We start from the raw sequence: 16,993 nt of genomic DNA, 5'->3' as shown, positions 1-16,993 counted from the left end.
GCCCCCGTGTGGTCAAAGCCCTGCCTAAGCGCTACACCGTCCGGTACCTCAGAAAGGACCTTAACTGAACGCCATTACGGCCCGTGGCCGGCTTTTTCTTTGCACAACGCGTGCTGTGCTTCAGCCCAGCCTGAGCGCGGTGCCGGCCTGTTCGCTCACATAGCCCGACAGCGCCGCGTACAGCTCGCCGCCGTTGCGCGTGTCGACCCAGCGCTCGCCTTCGCGGCGGAAGTGGAAGCCGCCAGAGCGCGCCGCCACCCACAGTTCCTGCATCGGCGCCTGGCTGTTGATGATGATCTTGGAGCCGTTCTCGAACTCCAGCTCCATCACGTTGCCGGTGCGGCTGATTTCCACATCGGCATCGGCCGCGTCGGCGGCCGCTTCGACCGCGGCTTCGATGCGGTCCAGCTCCTGCGTGGCCAGGGCCAGGAACTCGCTTTCGCTCAAGGGGGGCATGCTAAACTCCGAGACCGCCGTTGCCGCCGCTGCCCGGATCGGGCGTACGTGGCGCGAACGGCTTTTTTGTTGAGAATTCATGTAGCGCAGAGCTTGGACGACCCGGCCGGATATGCGTCATTGGCGTCATTGCGCCGGAATCCGCCAACGCCATGCCAACAGCCTAAAGGACGACCGATGGGACGACCGATGCTGCGTCGTGTTGCGATTGTATCGGCGTTTGCCGCCACCCTTGCGATGCCCCTGCTGGCCGGATGCGGCATCCGCGGGCCGCTGACCATGCCCAAGGTACCGCCCGAGCCGACCGCGCCCACCGTGGCCGATCCCGGACTGGGCCGCACCGATGTGGTGCCGCTTCCGGCGCCCGCTCCGGGCCCGGCCAGCCAGCCGGCATCGTCGCCCGCCGCCCCCACTACCCGATAACCATGACCGCTTTTTTCCATCGCCAGGACGGTGCGCTTGCCGTCGAGCAGGTGCCGCTGGCGCAGATCGCCGCTGAATTCGGCACGCCCACCTACGTCTATTCGCGCGCGGCGCTGACCGCCGCGTACCAGGCCTATGCAGCCGCCTGCCAGGGCCGCAAGGCGCAGGTCCAGTACGCCATGAAGGCCAACTCCAACCTGGCGGTGCTGCAGGTGTTCGCCAGGCTGGGCGCGGGCTTCGACATCGTTTCGGGCGGCGAACTCAGGCGCGTGCTGGCCGCCGGCGGCGACGCGCGCAAGGTGGTGTTCTCGGGCGTGGGCAAGAGCGCGGCGGAGATGGAACTGGCGCTGGCGCACGACGTGCGCTGCTTCAATGTCGAGTCGATCCCCGAGCTGGACCGCCTGAACGAGGTTGCCGGCCGGGTCGGCAAGCGCGCGCGCGTGTCGCTGCGCATCAACCCGGATGTCGACGCCAGGACCCATCCGTATATTTCCACCGGCCTGAAGGGCAACAAGTTCGGCATCGCCTTCGAGGACGTGCTGCCGACCTACCGCGCCGCGGCGGCGCTGCCGCACCTGGAAGTGACCGGCATCGACTGCCATATCGGCTCGCAGATCACCGAGGTCGAGCCCTACCTGGAAGCGCTGGACAAGGTGCTGGACGTGGTCGAGGCACTTGAGCGCGAGGGCATCAACCTCGAGCACATCGACGTGGGCGGCGGCCTGGGCATCACCTATACCGACGAGACGCCGCCCGACATCACCGGCTTTGCCACCACGCTGCTGGAACGCGTGGCCGCGCGTGGCCACGGCCACCGCGAGGTGCTGTTCGAACCGGGCCGTTCGCTGGTGGGCAATGCCGGCGTGCTGCTGACGCAGGTGGAATTCCTCAAGCCCGGCGCAGCCAAGAATTTCTGCATCGTCGATGCGGCCATGAACGACCTGGCCCGACCGGCGATGTACGAGGCTTACCACCGCATCGAGCCGGTCGCGCTGCGCGACGCTGCGCCGGTGACTTACGACATCGTCGGCCCGGTGTGCGAGTCGGGCGACTGGCTCGGCCGCGACCGCGCGCTGGCGGTGCAGCCGGGCGACCTGCTGGCGGTGATGTCCGCTGGCGCGTACGGCTTTACCATGAGCTCGAACTACAACACCCGCCCGCGCGCCGCCGAAGTGATGGTGGACGGCGCCCGCGTGCACCTGGTGCGCGAGCGCGAACTGGTCGAAGACCTGTTCCGCGACGAGCGCCTGCTGCAGGACTGATCGCCACCGCGCAGCCGGCTACGCGGCCGGTCGCGGCGCTGCGGCGCTGCGGCGCTGCGGCGCTGCAGCGCATCAGGCAGCCCTGCCCTTGCGCGCCCACCACCAGACCCGCATCCCCAGCAGCACGAACACCACCGCGGCATAGATCGAGACTTCGCCGAAGTCGTTCTTGCCCGCCTTATGCCACCAGTAGTGCAGGATCGCCAGCACGGCGGTTGCATAGACCAGCTTGTGCAGCGCCTGCCAGCGCTTGCCGCCCAGGCGGCGCACCATGCCGTTGGTCGACGTCAGCGCCAGCGGCACCATCAGCACGAAGGCCGTGAACCCCACCGTGATAAAGGGACGCTTGTACACGTCCTTGATCATGTAGGCCAGGTCAAAGCCGCGATCCACGCCGATCCACAGCAGAAAGTGCTGCAAGCCGTAGAAGAACGCGAACAAACCCAGCATGCGGCGCAGCCTGATCAGCCAGTTCCAGCCGGTCAGCCGGCGCAGCGGCGTGATCGCCAGCGTCAGGCACAGCATCACCAGTGTCCAGGTGCCGGTGGAGCGGGTGACGAATTCCAGCGGGTTGGCGCCGTATTGCCCGGTTGCGCCCAGGTAAAGCAGCCGGATGAACGGCAGCAGCGCCAGCAGCCACAAGGCGATCTTGATGGCGCGCACGCGCTGCGGCGACAGGGCAACCAGGCCGGCCGGCTGCTTGCGCGCCACACCGCCTGCGGCAGTCGCGGCGTTGGTAGTGGAAGCCATGCGTTCACCCACCATCAGAAGTTCTTCTTCAGGTCCATGCCCTGGTACAGCGATGCCACCTGCTGGCCGTAGCCGTTGAACGGCAGCGTCTTGCGCTTGGGCGCGAAGAGCGCGCCGAAACCGCCGCCGCGCTCTTCGCCGATGCGGCGCTCGGTCGCCTGGCTCCAGCGCGGATGGTCGACGTCGGGGTTCACGTTGGAATAAAAACCGTATTCCTGCGGCGCCGCCAGGTTCCAGCTCGTGGGTGGCTGCTTGTCGACAAAGCGGATCCTGACGATCGACTTGGCGCTCTTGAAGCCGTATTTCCACGGCAGCACCACGCGTACCGGCGCGCCGTTCTGGTTGGGCAATACCTCGCCGTACAGGCCGAAGGTCAGCAGCGCCAGCGGGTGCAGCGCCTCGTCCATGCGCAGGCCTTCGCTGTAGGGCCAGTCGAGCACGCTGCTGCTGATGCCGGGCATCTGCTTCTTGTCGGCGAGCGTGATGAATTGCACATATTTCGCCCCGGGTTGCGGCTCGACGCGCCTGATCAGCTCGGCCAGCGGAAAGCCGATCCACGGAATCACCATCGACCATCCTTCGACGCAGCGCAGGCGGTAGACGCGTTCCTCCATCGCCGCGATTTTCATCAGCTCATCGAGATCGTAGACCTTGGGCTTCTTCACCAGCCCTTCCACCGACACCTGCCATGGGCGCGGGCGCAGCGTGCCGGCGTTGCGCGCCGGGTCGGACTTGTCGGTGCCGAACTCGTAGAAGTTGTTGTAGGTGGTCACATCCTCGTAAGGCGTACGCTTCTCGGTCACGACGTAGGCATTGTTGGGCGTGGCCGCCAGCTTCGGGCCGTGCTGTCCCTGCGCCCAGGCGTTGCGGGCAAACCATGGCGCCAGCGTGGCGCCGGAGACGCCTGCAGCGGCCAGCGCCAGCATGCGGCGACGCGCCTCGAAGACATGGCGGGGGGTGATCTCGCCGGCGGCGATATCGCCGCCGCGCAGCCATTTGGGGGAAGGAATCAACATGGTTTTCCTCGTTGCCTTGCGCTTGCAGGATTGGACTCAGGGCTTGGTCGTGGCGTGCGGGCCAATCCTGACAAAATTTTTCGGTGCGGCGCAGGGGCGGCGCATGTGCGGCGTAGGCGCCGCGCCGGCGGCTACCCCCCCTGGTATTGCTGGTAGACCGCCTGCGCCAGCGTCAGCAGCCGGGCGCGCTCCAGTGGCCCGGCCAGCGCAAAGCCGAGGTCGCGGTCGATCCAGTAGAACGCCATCGGCGCCGGCCCTGTAGCCGGCCTCGCAGGCGGCCGCAGGGTGCCTTCGCGCGGCATGCGCTCGACGCGGAAGCCGGTGTCGGGCGTGCCCTGCGCCATGCGCCGCAACTGCAGCGACAGGCGCGTGCCGTCGTCCGCTTCGTACATCAGAATGGCGGACGGGCCGCCCTCGGCCACGCCCAGCCGTCCGCCGATCAGGTGGAAGCCCTGTGCGCGCAGGTCGGGCACTTGCAGCGCCATGCCGAGGCGCTTGGACAACCACGCGATCAGGTGTGCCTCGTCGCTGGCGGCGACCTCCACCGGGTGGCGCATTTCCGGCGCGTAGACCACGTGCGTGGCAAGCGCCTCGCGAGCAAAGCGCTCGCCGGGTGCCATCGCCACGGTGCTGCTACCCATCCGATCGTGGGCCATCCAGCCGAGCACGCCCCCGAGCGCCAGCAATGCCATCGACGCGCAGCCCGCGGCCAGCGTGATGGTCCAGCGCGGCGCGCGCCGGCGCACGGCCTGGCGCGGCTCGCCGTGAAGGGCGGGCGGCAGCGCGGCCAGCGGCACTGGTTCGTTCAATACGGGATCCAGCATGCCGTGCAGCGCATCGGCCTGGCGACGCCACGCGGCGACCTGCGCCGCTGCATCCGGGTGCTGCGCCAGGTACGCTTCCACCGCGGCGCGGCGTGCGCCGGACAGCTGGCCGTCGGCGTAGGCATGGAGATCGGCTTCGTGGATCGCGGACATCATTTCACCCGCTGCAGTGAGCTGGCGGCAGCCATTGGCTGGGCGGAGGCAGCGCCGTCGAGCAGTCGCCGCATCTGCTCGCGTGCACGTGCCAGCCGCGACATTACCGTGCCTTGCGGGATGTCGAGCACGCGCGCCGCCTCGGCATAGGTCAGTTGCTCCAGGCTGACCAGCAGCAGCACCGAACGCTGGGCTTCGGGCAACTGCGCCAGCGCCTGAAGCAGGTCGCGGCGCAGGCCAGGGTCCGCCACAGGCGCGCTGACCTCGGGCAGGGTATCGGTGGCCACCACCAGGTCCTTGCGCCGCAAGCTGTTGAGGCGCAGCCGGTGCATCAGGGTCAGCAGCCACGGCAACAGGCCGTCGGCGCCGTCGCCCCACCAGGCGCCGGGGCGCAGGCGGAAGCGCCAGCGGTAGCGCAGCGCGCGCTCGAGCGTGTCCTGCACCAGGTCGTCGGCCTGCGCCGCGTCGCCGGTGAGGCCGCGCGCATGGCGCCGCAGCCGCGGCGCCAGCGCTACGAGCTGGCCTTCAAAGCCTTCCATGCCGTGGCTTGCTTCAGGGCGTCCAGGACATCAGCCCGTCAGGGCCTGGCGACGTGCCAGACGTTGTTGAGATTGTCGCCAGTCTTGTCGCCAGGCTTGGCGTCCTTGGCAAAGCGGTACAGCGGCATGCCGCGGTAGGCCCACTGCTTGGCGCCGTCATCACGCGTGATGACGGTGTACTGGCCCGACGCGCTGGAGCCCGGCGCGGCCATCAGCGGCGGCCAGTTGGTGGCACAGGGGCCGTTGCAGGCGCTCTTGCCGCTGTTGGCGGTGTCGCGGTCGAAGGTGTACAGCGTCAAGCCCTGCGGATCGGTCAGCACGCCACTGGTCACCTTCACCGTGGGCGGCATGTTGCCGGCGCTGCTGCCGCCCATGCCCATGCCGGAACATCCGGCGAGCAGGACTGCCGCGCAGCCGACCGCCAGCGCGGCGGGACGAACGAGGGATGCTGCAGAGGTAAGACGCACACGTGCCATGATCTTGTTCTCCATGCTAACCGGTGCCGCCAGCCGGCACCGCTCCTCCAGTAAACACCGGATGGGATGCCTTTATTCCGTCACGTTGCAAAAATGTCGAAAAAAAACCTGCCCGGAGGCAGGTTCTTTTGCATTGCACCATGGTGCGTCTCGCGTGGCGCTCAAAGTTCGCCGTAGCTATGCAGGCCGGACAGGAACATGTTGACGCCAAGGAAAGCGAAGGTCGTCACCAGCAAGCCGACCAGCGCCCACCACGCAGCCACCGTCCCGCGCAGACCCTTCATCAGGCGCATGTGCAGCCACGCCGCGTAGTTCAGCCACACGATCAAGGCCCAGGTCTCCTTCGGATCCCAGCTCCAGTAGCCGCCCCAGGCTTCGGCCGCCCACAGCGCGCCGAGGATGGTGGCGATGGTGAAGAAGGCAAACCCGACCGCGATGGCCTTGTACATCACGTCATCGAGCAATTCCAGCGACGGCAGCCGCTCGGCAAGGATGCCGCGCTGCTTGAGCAGGTACGCGACCGACACCATCGCCGCCAGCGCAAAGGTGCCGTAGCCGATAAAGTTGGCCGGCACGTGGATCTTCATCCACCAGCTCTGCAGCGCCGGCACCAGCGGCTGGATTTCCTGAGCGTTGCGGGTGACCGTGTACCACAGCAGGAAGCCCACCGCTGCCGACACAACCAGCATCACGAACGGGCCCAGCGCGCGCGTGCCGTAGCGGCCTTCGTAATACAGGTAGAACAGCGAAGTGATCAGCGTGAACAGCACGAACACTTCATACAGGTTCGAGATGGGGATATGGCCGATGTCGGTGCCGATCAGGTACGACTCGTACCAGCGCACCAGCATGCCGGTGAAGCCCAGCACGATCGCACCCCAGCACAGCTTGCTGCCGATGCTGTATCCGGTGTCCGAGCGCGTTGCCAGCCCGACCCAATAGAACAGCGTGGACAGGAACACCAGCGCGCTCATCCACAGGATGGCCGACTGGCTCGACAAGAAGTACTTGAGGAAGAAGGCCTGGTCCGCGCGCGCGAGCTGGCCCTGGTAGAGCTGGATCGCGAACAGCGACAGCACCGTCAGTCCCAGCATCAGCGGACGTACCGCCTTCCAGTGCCAGCCGAGCAGTGCAAAGGTAGGCACCGCGCTGATCAGCACGGCCTTGTCGTAGCCATCCATCCACTGCCCGTATTGCGATAGCGCAATGCCCGCGCCGACGGCCAGCGCCAGCGCGAACAGCCAGTCCACCCACGTCAGCCGGCGCAGGAAGGAAGGTTCGAGATAGGCCTCATCGCCGGCGCCCCCGTGGGCGGGCGTGGCTTGCGTGGCGCCACGCATGGTTTGGTCGCCCGGATTCACGTTTGAAGACATAGCGTACCTGCTCGTTTAATGGCTGCCGCCTTGATGAGGCGCTTCAGCGGGGGTTCCGCCGGCGGCACGGCCGACGTCGTCGCGCAGTGCCGTGAATTCCTTTTCGAAGTCCATCGTGCGGCGCTGGGTCGACATCGCCATCAGTACATGGCTGCTGGACGGCGTGGCCATTCCCTCGGCGGGCTTGTCCTTGATCCAGACCCAGACGCGGCGCTCGCGGATATAGAACATCGCGAACACGCCCAGCGTCAGCAGCAGACAACCAAGATACACGATGTTCTTGCCCGGCGCACGGGTCATCTGGAACACGCTGGCCTTGATTTCCTTGAACTCGTCGAGCTGCAAGAATACCGGCGCGCCGTAGAAAAAACTGTCCGACAGCGCACTGATCGCCTGCTGAAGGAAGGTGCCGCTTTGTGCGCTGTTGGGCACCACCGGCAGGTTGTCCTGGGCGCGTGCCAGCTGCCACAGCTCCCACATCGAGCCATTCAGGATCTTCAGCAGCACGTCGGCGGCCTTCTGCTGGTCGGCCTGTGGCACCGACTTTTCCAGGAATGCCGCGATCGCGGTGAAGCCGCCCGGCGGCGAGTCCGGCGTCGGTCGCGTGGCGCCGGCAAACAGGTCGAGCGCGCGCAGCGCGCTTTCGGCAAGCTGGCGGCGCAGGTCGGCCTTGTCATCTCCCGGCATCGAGGCCAATGCAAAGCGGCGCGCGGCCTCGCCGCGCAGCGCGCGGTCCTGCAACGCAGCGCGCAGGCGCATCCAGTCGGCAACGCTGCCCTGGTCGTCAGCGGGAATGCGCAGGTAGCGGAATTGCTCGCTCGGCGATTCGCGCATGCCGGCCAGGAACACCGACTGCCCGTCCATCTGCACGGGCACCATGTAGTTGTTGTACTCGCGCGCCTGCCCGGTGCGATCGCGCAGCTTGTACTGCACCGAGGGGCCGACGTTGCGCAGCGTCTTGGCGCGGTCGGCACTGGCCGCGGCACCCAGGTGCTTCTCCAGCGTCTCGTTCAGCGATTTGCGCGCGACGCCGCGCGCATCGGGCTTGCCCGAGGCGTCAGTGACATTCTCGATATTCATCAGCCGGAAGTCGCTGAACTCCACCGTCACGCCTTCGCTGTCCGCGCTGGTGCCGGTGCCCTTCAGCGGCGCATTGCCGCCCACGGCACCGTCGATGGCGAAGGTGCCGCGTGCAGCGCCCTGCATCGGATAGCCGACGAACTTCAGGCGCGAGCCGCCATCCTCGAAGCTGGACTGGTAAATGGCGATGCCGTTGACGATCAGCGGCTCGTTTACCTTGATGGTGGCCTCGGTCTGCTTGCCAGTGACGCGGTCGGTGACGATCACGTCGGAGGCGAACAGCTTGGGCATGCCGGTCTCGTAGAAATCGATCGAGAACTTCTTGAGTGTCAGCGCGAACGGCAGGTCCTGCACCAGCGCGCCGTCGGCGACGTTCAGGATGGCCGTGGACACGGTCTGCCCCTCGGGCACATACGCATTGCCGCGAAAGCCAGGGTTGGTCGCCGGCAGGCGGTGCTGCGGCGGTATCTCGCTGATCACCGCGTTGCCGCTGATCGGGGTCTTGCCGCCCAGCCACATCTGCGCGCGGATCAGCATGTCGCCATCGAGCAGGCCGCCGATGCAGATCACCACGATGGCGGTATGCGCCAGGATATAGCCGACCTTGTTGGCGGCCCCCGCCTTGCCCGCCAGCAGCGTGGCGCCCTCATGGTCGACGGCCTTGACGCGGTAGCCGCGGTTGCGCAGCAGCGCCGACAGCCTGCCGACCGCCTCGGTGCGCGTGCGAGCGCCGTCGAATTCGCCGCGATGGTGGAAGGCGCGCAGGCTGCGCTCGCGCACATGGTCCTTCCATGAGCGCATGTCCCCGATCATCTTGGGCGTGTTGCGCACCAGGCAGAGCGTGGTGGACACCACCAGGAAGGCCAGGATCAGCAGGAACCACCACGAGCCGTAGACCTTCTGCAGCGACAGCGTATGGAACACATCGGCCCAGAACGGACCGAACTGGTTGACGTAGTTCGGATACGGCTCGTTCTGCTTGAGCACGGTGCCGATCACGCTGGCGATGGAGATCACGGTCAGCAGCGCGATCGCGAAGCGCATCGAGGACAACAATTCGACCGCGTCGCGCAACACGCGGTGAGAGGTCTTCAGGTGCAGCCCTGAAGTGGAAGCGGTCGACATGTGCAGTGAAACCTAAGACAACGTGCTGCTTTGAAATGAAAAAGGGTGGACTTGCTGGAACGAGCAGGCCACCCTTTTCGATTTTGACTGGCGCGTTCGGTTGCATGCCACGCGGGCTGCATGCCGAAGCGCCGGCGCCCGGCGGCGCCAGCGTACTGCGCTAACGTCGTTACCGGACGCCGGCGACGTAGTCCGCCACCGCCTTGATCTCGGCATCCGACATCTTGGCGGCGATGGTCGTCATGACCGAATTGTTCTTGCGGGTGCCCTGGCGGAACGCCACCAGCTGTGCCTCGGTGTATTCCGACCATTGTCCGCCAATACGCGGATACTGGGCCGGGATGCCGGCGCCGGTGGGGCCATGGCAGGCGGCGCAGGCCGGCACGCCCTTGGCGGCGATACCGCCACGGTAGATCTTCTGGCCTTCCTCGATCGTGTTCTTGTTCTTGGCGGTGGCCGGCTTGATCGGCTGCTTGGCCAGGTAGGCGCCAATGTTGCGCATTTCCTCGTCAGTCAGCACCGATGCCATCGGCACCATGATCGCGTTGTTGCGCGCCTTGGACTTGAAGTCGGCCAGTTGCTTGTGGACGTATTCCGGATGCTGGGCGGCCAGCTTGGGGTTGGCGGCGGCCGCGCTGTTGCCGGCTGCGCCGTGGCAGCTCAGGCAGGCGGGCACATTGCGATCGGGTGCGCCTTGCGTGTACAGCGTCTCACCCTTGGCCGGGTCGGCCTTTGCGGCGGCCTGCTCTGCGGCAGATGCCAGTCCGGAAAGGGCGGCTGCAGGAACGGCCAGTGCCAGGACACCCAGAATCTTCGCAATGCGGTTCATTCGCACACCTTCTCTGAATTGTTTTTGGATACCGTAATGCGTGCCGGCCGGCACTCTGCCGGCGGTGAGGACGCGCCGGGACAAAGGCCTGACATCGTGGCGACCCGCGCGGATGACCGATCCGCTGCGGTTTGCCTGGCAGCAGACTCCCGCCAGCCCTTGCTCCGCCGCTGCGGCACCTGAGGTGCAACACATATGCGAAACAAGGCCGTGCCCACGATAGGACGACACAACGAGGCTTCCCGTCCGGACAACGGCAGCCGAGCCACGCGGCAAAGGATGTCGCGCGTCACCCGGTCAGGAGACCGTAAACCGGCGTATTGTACAATAAGTTATGTGCCGGATTGATGCCTTGCGCCCTGCTGTGCCGTGTTGAAACGGGCTTGCGCTGCGCCAAATCAAACCCGGCAAGCGGCCCGGCCGCACCCCTCCCCACCCTGGCGGTAACCCGGCCACGGCCAGCGCCAATTGCGCCGCCGCGGCGCCCCGCCCTACCGCTATCGCGTATGTCCCTTCTCCACCAGGCCCGCTTCTTCATTACCGTCAACCACCTGCGGGACCTGCCCGCCACGGCCGTTCCCGAGGTCGCGTTCGCCGGCCGCTCCAACGCCGGCAAGTCCACCGCCATCAACATCCTGTGCAACCAGAAGCGGCTGGCGTTTTCCTCGCGCACGCCCGGACGCACGCAGCACATCAACTATTTCACGGTGGCCCCGGTCAAGGCGCCGGAACCGCAGGCGTTCCTGGTCGACCTCCCCGGCTATGGTTATGCAGAGGTGTCGGGCTCGGCCAAGTACCACTGGCAGGGCTTGCTCAGCGACTACGTGCAGACGCGGCCGCAGCTGTCGGGCCTGATCCTGATGATGGATGCGCGCCGGCCGTTCACCGATCTCGATTGCCAGATGGTCGAGTGGTTCCTGCCCACCGGCAAGCCGATCCACGTGCTGCTGACCAAGGCCGACAAGCTCACCAACAGCGAGAACGCCAAGGCACTGCGCGAGACGCGCAAGATGCTGCAGGGCTATGCGGAGCAGCTTGAAACGCCGGTGCCCCTGACGGCACAGTTGTTTTCGAGCCTCAAGCGTCGCGGCATCGAAGAAGCGCAGGGTGTGATCGCCGGGTGGCTCAACCTGCCGGAAGCGCAGAAGAACGCGGCGCAAGACGTTGCCACGGCACCGACGGCGGCTGAACCTCCCGCTTCGGAAGGTCCTGCGGCATAACGCCGCAGCGTAGCCAGCACGCAAAAAAAACCCCGCTGCAAGCAACGGGGGCGAACTTTCCCGCCGCTGGGGCGGGTACCCGCTCAGGGAGGAGTAGCGGGGGACACCCGCGCCACGCAAGGCGCAACGCATAGTGTCCGCGAGTATGATGGCGGGCACGCACAAAAGTTTAGTTTTTCTTCAGCCGGCAACTTTGCGCCGCGCGCGCAGTGCTCGCCGGCTGGCAAATAGGACACTTCTGTCCCGTCTCCAGCACAAGAAGCCTGCCATGTCGACCTTCCCCGAGTACCGCCCGCGGCGTATGCGCCGCGACGATTTCTCCCGCCGCATGATGCGCGAGCATCGCCTGTCGCCGGACAACCTGATCTACCCCGTGTTCATCCTTGACGGCCAGAACCAGCGCCAGTCCGTGGCCTCGATGCCGGGCGTCGAGCGGGTTTCCGTGGACCTGCTGATGCCGGTGGCCGAAGACTGCGTCAAGCTTGGCATCCCGGTGCTCGCGCTGTTCCCGGTGATCGACCCGTCGCTGAAAACGCCGGACGGCATCGAGGCCATCAATCCCGAAGGCCTGGTGCCGCGCGCGGTTCGAGCGCTGAAGGACCGCTTCCCCGAACTCGGCGTGCTGTGCGACGTTGCGCTCGACCCCTACACCAGCCACGGCCAGGACGGCGTGCTGGATGAGAACGGCTACGTCATCAACGACACCACCGTCGAGATCCTGGTGCGCCAGGCGCTGGCCCAGGCCCACGCGGGCGTCGACATCGTGGCCCCGTCCGACATGATGGACGGCCGCATCGGCGCGGTGCGTACGGCGCTGGAAGACAACGGCCACATCCACACCCGCATCATGGCCTATTCGGCCAAGTACGCATCGGCCTTCTATGGCCCCTTCCGCGACGCGGTCGGCTCTGCGGCCAACCTGGGCAAGGGCAACAAGATGACCTACCAGATGGACCCGTCCAACACCGACGAGGCCCTGCGCGAAGTGGCACAGGACATCCTCGAAGGCGCCGACATGGTGATGGTCAAGCCCGGGATGCCGTACCTCGACATCGTGCGCCGCGTGAAGGACGAGTTCCGCTTCCCCACCTACGCTTATCAGGTCAGCGGCGAGTACGCGATGCTGAAAGCCGCCGCGCAGAACGGCTGGCTCGACCACGACAAGGTCATGATGGAATCGCTGCTGGCCTTCCGCCGCGCTGGCGCCGACGGCATCCTGACCTATTTCGCACGCGACGCCGCGCGCCTGCTGGCCGCCTGACCTGTATCGCCCTATCGGGAACCAAGCGCCTATGGAACTGCTCGGCTTCTCGGCCAGCCAGGTACACCCGCTCGCCTCGCTCGCAGAGGCGGGCAGCTTCCTCAGCGGCAATGCCGCCGCGCTGTTCGTGTGGGCGGACTTTTCTACCGAGGAAGTCACCGCCGCCCCTGATGCGTGGCGCGAAAATGTGCGCCAGCTCGCCGGCGCCGCGATCCTCGACCTGCACCTGGCCGACGCCACCAATGCCGCGCATCCGTCGTATTTCGACACGACCAATGCATACGACATGGTGATCTTCCGCAAGCTGACCTTCGAGACCAGCCGTGCGATCGCCGAGGCCGAACCGCAGGAGCCAGCGCCGGCCGGCGCGCCCAAGACGTCGGGCGATGGAACCGCCCGCGCACGGCGTTATCCACCCGGCTTCCTGCCCGCGCTGGCCAGGATCGATACGCAGCCGGTTACGTTCTTCGTCTTCGATACGCTGCTGGTCACGGTACGCAATGGCCCGTCGCGCACCGTCGACCAGGTGCGCCAGCGCCTGCTCGAGCTTTGCCAGGCACCGCGCCCGCAGACGGCACTCGCGCGCGGCAATGGCCAACCGTTGCTGCACGGCGTGCGTCCGCCGAACCGGCCCGAGGACCTGATGCTGCGCCTGCTCAATGCGATGGTGGACCGCTACCTCGAGCTGCGCGCCCCGCTGACACGCCAGCTCGACCGCTGGCAGCGCGCGCTGCTGAACTCGCGCCGCAGTTTTTCCAGTTGGGAAGGGCTGCTCGACGCGCGCATCCAGCTGCGCAAGCTGGAACACCTGAGCGAGGAGCAGCGCGATGCGCTGCAGGAATTCCGCGACAGCTTGCTGGACAACCGCTACAGCAGCGACCAGCACGGCACCCCCGTAGCCATCCCTGGGCGCGATGAAGTGTTGCTGGTGCGCATCAACGACGTCATGGAACATATCCAGCGCGTGCTTGCGCATGCGCGCCGGCTGGAGGATTCAATCGAGTCGGCGGTGCAGATCCACTTCTCGGCGGTGGCCCACCGCACCAACCGCACCATGCGCATGCTGACGCTGATCACGGCGCTGTTCATGCCGCTGACGCTGATCACCGGCATCTTTGGCATGAACTTCGAGCGCATGCCGTGGCTGCAGGCACCAGACGGATTCTGGTGGTCCATCGGCCTGATGGGGGCGGTGGTGGTGGTGCTGGGCGCGCTGTGGGCCGTGGCGCGGCAGCTGGAGCGCTAGCGCAGGCGCAAGTACGCCTCTCAGGTGCTGGTGCGCTTGCCGAAGGCGCGCTCCAGGCTCTCCAGGAAACGGTTGGCCGACTGGTAGCCGATCACCCGCACCGGCCGCTCGCGCCCATCCGGCCCGAACAGGATGATCCCTGGCGGCCCGAACAGCCCGAAGCGCTTGAGCAGCGCCTTGTCGTCGGCATTGTTGGCGGTCACGTCCGCCTGCAGCAGCACGATTTCGGACAACCGCGCGCGCACGCGCGGGTCGACGAAGGTCATGCGCTCCATTTCCTTGCAGCTGACACACCAGTCGGCATAGAAATCGAGCAGCACCGGCTTGCCCGCGGCGGCGGCCTGTGCCACGCGGGCATCCAGTTCGGCAACGCTGCGCACGCGCTCGAAGCGCACTGCCTGGGCGGCGCTCGCGCCTTCCGCACCACTGCGGCCCGCGCTCAGGTGCGACAGCGGCTGCAGCGGATCGCGCCCGCCCGACGCCACGCCGATCAGCACGATGGCCGCGGCGATCGCGAACAATACGCCAAGCCCCTTGCCCACGCGCGCCAGGTTGCGCGGATCGGCCCCGAGCCCGTCAAACGCGCCGAGGAACACGGCGGCCATCAGCAGCAACGCCGCCAGCAGCAGCATCGTCGTCCATGCCGGCAGCACCGGCCCGAGCATCCACAACGCCACACCCAGCAGCAGGAAGCCGAAGAAGCGCTTGGTCACCTCCATCCAGCGGCCGGCGCGCGGCAGCAGGTTGCCCGCGCCCACGCCCACCAGCACCAGTGGCACGCCCATGCCGATCGCCATCGCAAACAGCGCCGCGCCGCCGATGACCGCGTCGCGGGTCTGCGCGATATAGGCCAGCGCCCCCGCCAGCGGCGCGGTCACGCACGGGCCGACGATCAGCGCCGAGATCGCGCCCATCGCTGCCGCACCAGCCACCTGGCCGCCCTGGCGGCGGTTGGACGACTCCGTCAGCCGCGTCTGCCAGCGCCGCGGCAGCTGCAGCTCGTACAGGCCGAACATCGACAGTGCCAGCGCCACCATCAGCGCGGCGAACAAGCCGAGCACCCATGGCGTCTGCAGCGCGGCCGACAGGCCTTCGCCCAGCAGCCCGGCAGCTACCCCGACGGCGGTGTACACCACCGCCATGCCCAGCACATAGGCCAGCGACACCACCAGCGCACGGCTGCGCGTGACATGCTCGCCGACGACGATCGACGACAGGATCGGCACCATCGGCAGCACGCACGGCGTGAAGGTCAGCAGCAGGCCCAGGCCGAAGAAAAGCGCCGCGATCAGGCCCACGTTGCGGCTCGCCAGCGCGCCGGCGATGCGGTCGCTGTCATCGGCACGCAGCGACGCAGCGGGAGCCGGCTGGGCCGGCAGTGGGGCCGCAGCGGGCGCATCGGAGCGCCCGCGCTTGCCGAACAGGTCGGCCAGGCCGGTGCTACCGACCTTGTAGACGCTTTCCATCGGTGGATAGCACAGGCCCTTGTCGGCGCAGCCCTGCGAAGTGACCGTCAGCGTCCACTTGCCGTCAGCCGGCGCTGCCGCCACCGGCACGCGGATGGTCACGCTGTCTCGATACGTCTCCATCTCCTTGCCGAAGGTATCGTCGAACTTGACCTTGCCTGGCGGGAAGTCCGGCGTGCCGAGCTTCACGGCGGCAGGCTCCGTCGCAAAGGCGAATCGCTCCCGGTACATGTAGTAGCCGGGCGCGACATCGAAACGCACCTCCACGGTGCTGTCGTCGATCTGGCGCGCAGCGAAGCGGAAGGCTTGCTCCGGCGGCAGGAAGTCGTCTTCCGTCGCTGCCTGCGCCGCACCAGCCAGGCAAAACCAGGCCAGTACCGCCAGCAGGACTGCGGCAATATGCCGCGCCTGGACCAGCCCGCGTGCCCGCTCCGGAAGTGCCAAACCGATGTTCATGAAGCTGTTTCCTGTCTGTCCTGAGCAATCGATCCTGCCGTACCCGCTGCTGCGCGGCAGTCCCATTGGCCCTTATTCCGCCGGCTGCACGCCGGTATTGGTCTCGGTGCCGACCCACGCCAGGTAAGGCGCAAAACCCGCTGTCACCGGCACTGCGATAATCTCCGGCACGTCATAGGGGTGATGTTGCCGGATCACCGCCTCGAGTGCAGCGTAACGCGCGCGCGTGGTTTTGATCAGCAGCGGCCATTCCCGCGCCTGCTCCAGCACGCCTTGCCACCAGTACTCGGATTCCACCGGGGCCAGACGGTTCACGCAGGCCGCCGCGCGCGCCTCCAGCACGGCCCGGGACAGCCGCGCCGCGGTCTCGTCATCCGGGGTATTGGTGATCACCACGAGCACCTCGGCGGGGTCGGGTGACTTGCTGGCATCGGGCATCGGCACTCTCCTGGAACGGCTGGCAATGGCGGCTGGCGCCCAAAACAAAAGAGCCAGGCGGATGCCTGGCTCGATTGTAAGCGGTGTGCCCGGAACCGTCGCATGACGGCAGCGGACAGGAAATGCACTTATTCCGCGGCTTCTTCAGCCGGGGCTTCGGTGATTTCCGGACGATCCACCAGTTCGACCAGCGCCATCGGCGCGTTGTCGCCCTGACGGAAGCCGAACTTCAGGATGCGGGTGTAGCCGCCCGGACGGGTGGCGTAGCGCGGGCCCAGTTCGGTGAACAGCTTGGTGACCATGTCGCGGTCGCGCAGGCGGGCGAAAGCCAGGCGGCGATTGGCAACGGTGTCCTTCTTGGCCAGCGTGATCAGCGGCTCGACGACCTTGCGCAGTTCCTTGGCCTTGGGCACGGTGGTCTTGATCAGCTCGTGCTGGAACAGCGAGTTGGACATGTTGCGCAGCATCGCGAGGCGGTGCGACGAGGTGCGGTTCAGTTTCCGCAGACCATGACGGTGACGCATGATGATTCCTTTCAGTTAAGTGTTTGACCAGCTCTTCTATCGTCCGATACGGCTGGACGCGGGCCGGTAGTCATAC

17 protein-coding genes are annotated in these 16,993 nt (G+C 66.8%); 5 read left to right on the top strand and 12 right to left on the bottom strand.

The annotated features are described in order from the left end of the window. Positions 1-120 precede the first annotated feature (120 nt). Positions 121-456, bottom strand: a complete 336-nt coding sequence (gene cyaY, locus J8I34_RS26560; RefSeq protein ID WP_029047607.1) for an iron donor protein CyaY — start codon at positions 454-456, stop codon at positions 121-123. A gap of 189 nt (positions 457-645) precedes the next feature. Here cyaY and lptM point away from each other — a divergent pair, with 189 nt between their 5' ends. Next, entirely contained in the window at positions 646-879 is a 234-nt protein-coding gene (lptM, locus tag J8I34_RS26555; RefSeq protein ID WP_029047606.1) for an LPS translocon maturation chaperone LptM, read from the top strand. A gap of 2 nt (positions 880-881) precedes the next feature. Then, positions 882-2,141, top strand: coding sequence for a diaminopimelate decarboxylase (lysA, locus tag J8I34_RS26550; RefSeq protein WP_029047605.1), 1,260 nt, complete (start codon positions 882-884; stop codon positions 2,139-2,141). A gap of 72 nt (positions 2,142-2,213) precedes the next feature. Here the strand turns inward: lysA and msrQ are convergent, their stop codons facing one another. The 8 genes from msrQ to J8I34_RS26510 form a co-directional block, all read right to left on the bottom strand. Beyond that, the gene (msrQ, locus tag J8I34_RS26545) at positions 2,214-2,906 is read right to left on the bottom strand and encodes a protein-methionine-sulfoxide reductase heme-binding subunit MsrQ (protein ID WP_209775488.1); all 693 of its coding nucleotides are present in this window, start codon (positions 2,904-2,906) and stop codon (positions 2,214-2,216) included. Continuing rightward, the gene (gene msrP, locus J8I34_RS26540; RefSeq protein ID WP_209807364.1) at positions 2,906-3,907 is read right to left on the bottom strand and encodes a protein-methionine-sulfoxide reductase catalytic subunit MsrP; all 1,002 of its coding nucleotides are present in this window, start codon (positions 3,905-3,907) and stop codon (positions 2,906-2,908) included. The genes msrQ and msrP overlap by 1 nt, the downstream gene beginning before the upstream one ends. Before the next feature lie 131 nt (positions 3,908-4,038). After that, positions 4,039-4,887 (bottom strand): anti-sigma factor family protein, encoded by an 849-nt coding sequence (locus J8I34_RS26535; protein WP_029047602.1) that lies wholly within the window; start codon positions 4,885-4,887, stop codon positions 4,039-4,041. After that, complete coding sequence (locus J8I34_RS26530; RefSeq protein ID WP_209775485.1) at positions 4,884-5,423, bottom strand: RNA polymerase sigma factor; 540 nt, start codon at positions 5,421-5,423, stop codon at positions 4,884-4,886. Before J8I34_RS26530 ends, J8I34_RS26535 begins: the two co-directional genes overlap by 4 nt. Positions 5,424-5,461: 38 nt before the next feature. Next, positions 5,462-5,899, bottom strand: coding sequence for a COG4315 family predicted lipoprotein (locus tag J8I34_RS26525; protein WP_209807363.1), 438 nt, complete (start codon positions 5,897-5,899; stop codon positions 5,462-5,464). 161 nt (positions 5,900-6,060) lie between these two features. Beyond that, complete coding sequence (ccsB, locus tag J8I34_RS26520; RefSeq protein WP_029047599.1) at positions 6,061-7,272, bottom strand: c-type cytochrome biogenesis protein CcsB; 1,212 nt, start codon at positions 7,270-7,272, stop codon at positions 6,061-6,063. 15 nt (positions 7,273-7,287) lie between these two features. Next, positions 7,288-9,477, bottom strand: coding sequence for a cytochrome c biogenesis protein ResB (locus J8I34_RS26515; RefSeq protein ID WP_029047598.1), 2,190 nt, complete (start codon positions 9,475-9,477; stop codon positions 7,288-7,290). A 169-nt stretch (positions 9,478-9,646) separates the two neighbouring features. Then, positions 9,647-10,306, bottom strand: coding sequence for a c-type cytochrome (locus J8I34_RS26510; RefSeq protein ID WP_029047597.1), 660 nt, complete (start codon positions 10,304-10,306; stop codon positions 9,647-9,649). 506 nt (positions 10,307-10,812) lie between these two features. Between J8I34_RS26510 and yihA the strand changes: the two genes are divergently transcribed. From yihA to J8I34_RS26495, 3 genes are all read left to right on the top strand, one after another. Then, positions 10,813-11,526 carry a ribosome biogenesis GTP-binding protein YihA/YsxC gene (yihA, locus tag J8I34_RS26505; RefSeq protein ID WP_209775482.1) on the top strand — a complete coding sequence of 238 codons (714 nt, stop codon included), beginning with the start codon at positions 10,813-10,815 and terminating at the stop codon, positions 11,524-11,526. Positions 11,527-11,794: 268 nt separating this feature from the next. After that, complete coding sequence (gene hemB / locus J8I34_RS26500) at positions 11,795-12,787, top strand: porphobilinogen synthase (protein WP_209807362.1); 993 nt, start codon at positions 11,795-11,797, stop codon at positions 12,785-12,787. A gap of 31 nt (positions 12,788-12,818) precedes the next feature. Continuing rightward, positions 12,819-14,033 (top strand): magnesium transporter CorA family protein, encoded by a 1,215-nt coding sequence (locus J8I34_RS26495; RefSeq protein WP_209807361.1) that lies wholly within the window; start codon positions 12,819-12,821, stop codon positions 14,031-14,033. A gap of 20 nt (positions 14,034-14,053) precedes the next feature. Here J8I34_RS26495 and dsbD read toward each other — a convergent pair whose 3' ends face one another. The 3 genes from dsbD to rplQ form a co-directional block, all read right to left on the bottom strand. Further along, complete coding sequence (gene dsbD, locus J8I34_RS26490) at positions 14,054-15,955, bottom strand: protein-disulfide reductase DsbD (protein WP_029047593.1); 1,902 nt, start codon at positions 15,953-15,955, stop codon at positions 14,054-14,056. A gap of 72 nt (positions 15,956-16,027) precedes the next feature. Next, positions 16,028-16,393 carry a divalent-cation tolerance protein CutA gene (cutA, locus tag J8I34_RS26485; protein WP_209807360.1) on the bottom strand — a complete coding sequence of 122 codons (366 nt, stop codon included), beginning with the start codon at positions 16,391-16,393 and terminating at the stop codon, positions 16,028-16,030. 128 nt (positions 16,394-16,521) lie between these two features. After that, positions 16,522-16,917, bottom strand: a complete 396-nt coding sequence (gene rplQ / locus J8I34_RS26480; RefSeq protein ID WP_010812373.1) for a 50S ribosomal protein L17 — start codon at positions 16,915-16,917, stop codon at positions 16,522-16,524. Positions 16,918-16,993: the final 76 nt, after the last annotated feature.

Source organism: Cupriavidus phytohabitans, assembly GCF_017815025.1.
In the GTDB taxonomy this organism is placed as follows: domain Bacteria; phylum Pseudomonadota; class Gammaproteobacteria; order Burkholderiales; family Burkholderiaceae; genus Cupriavidus.
This window is presented reverse-complemented; position numbering and strand designations above follow the sequence as displayed.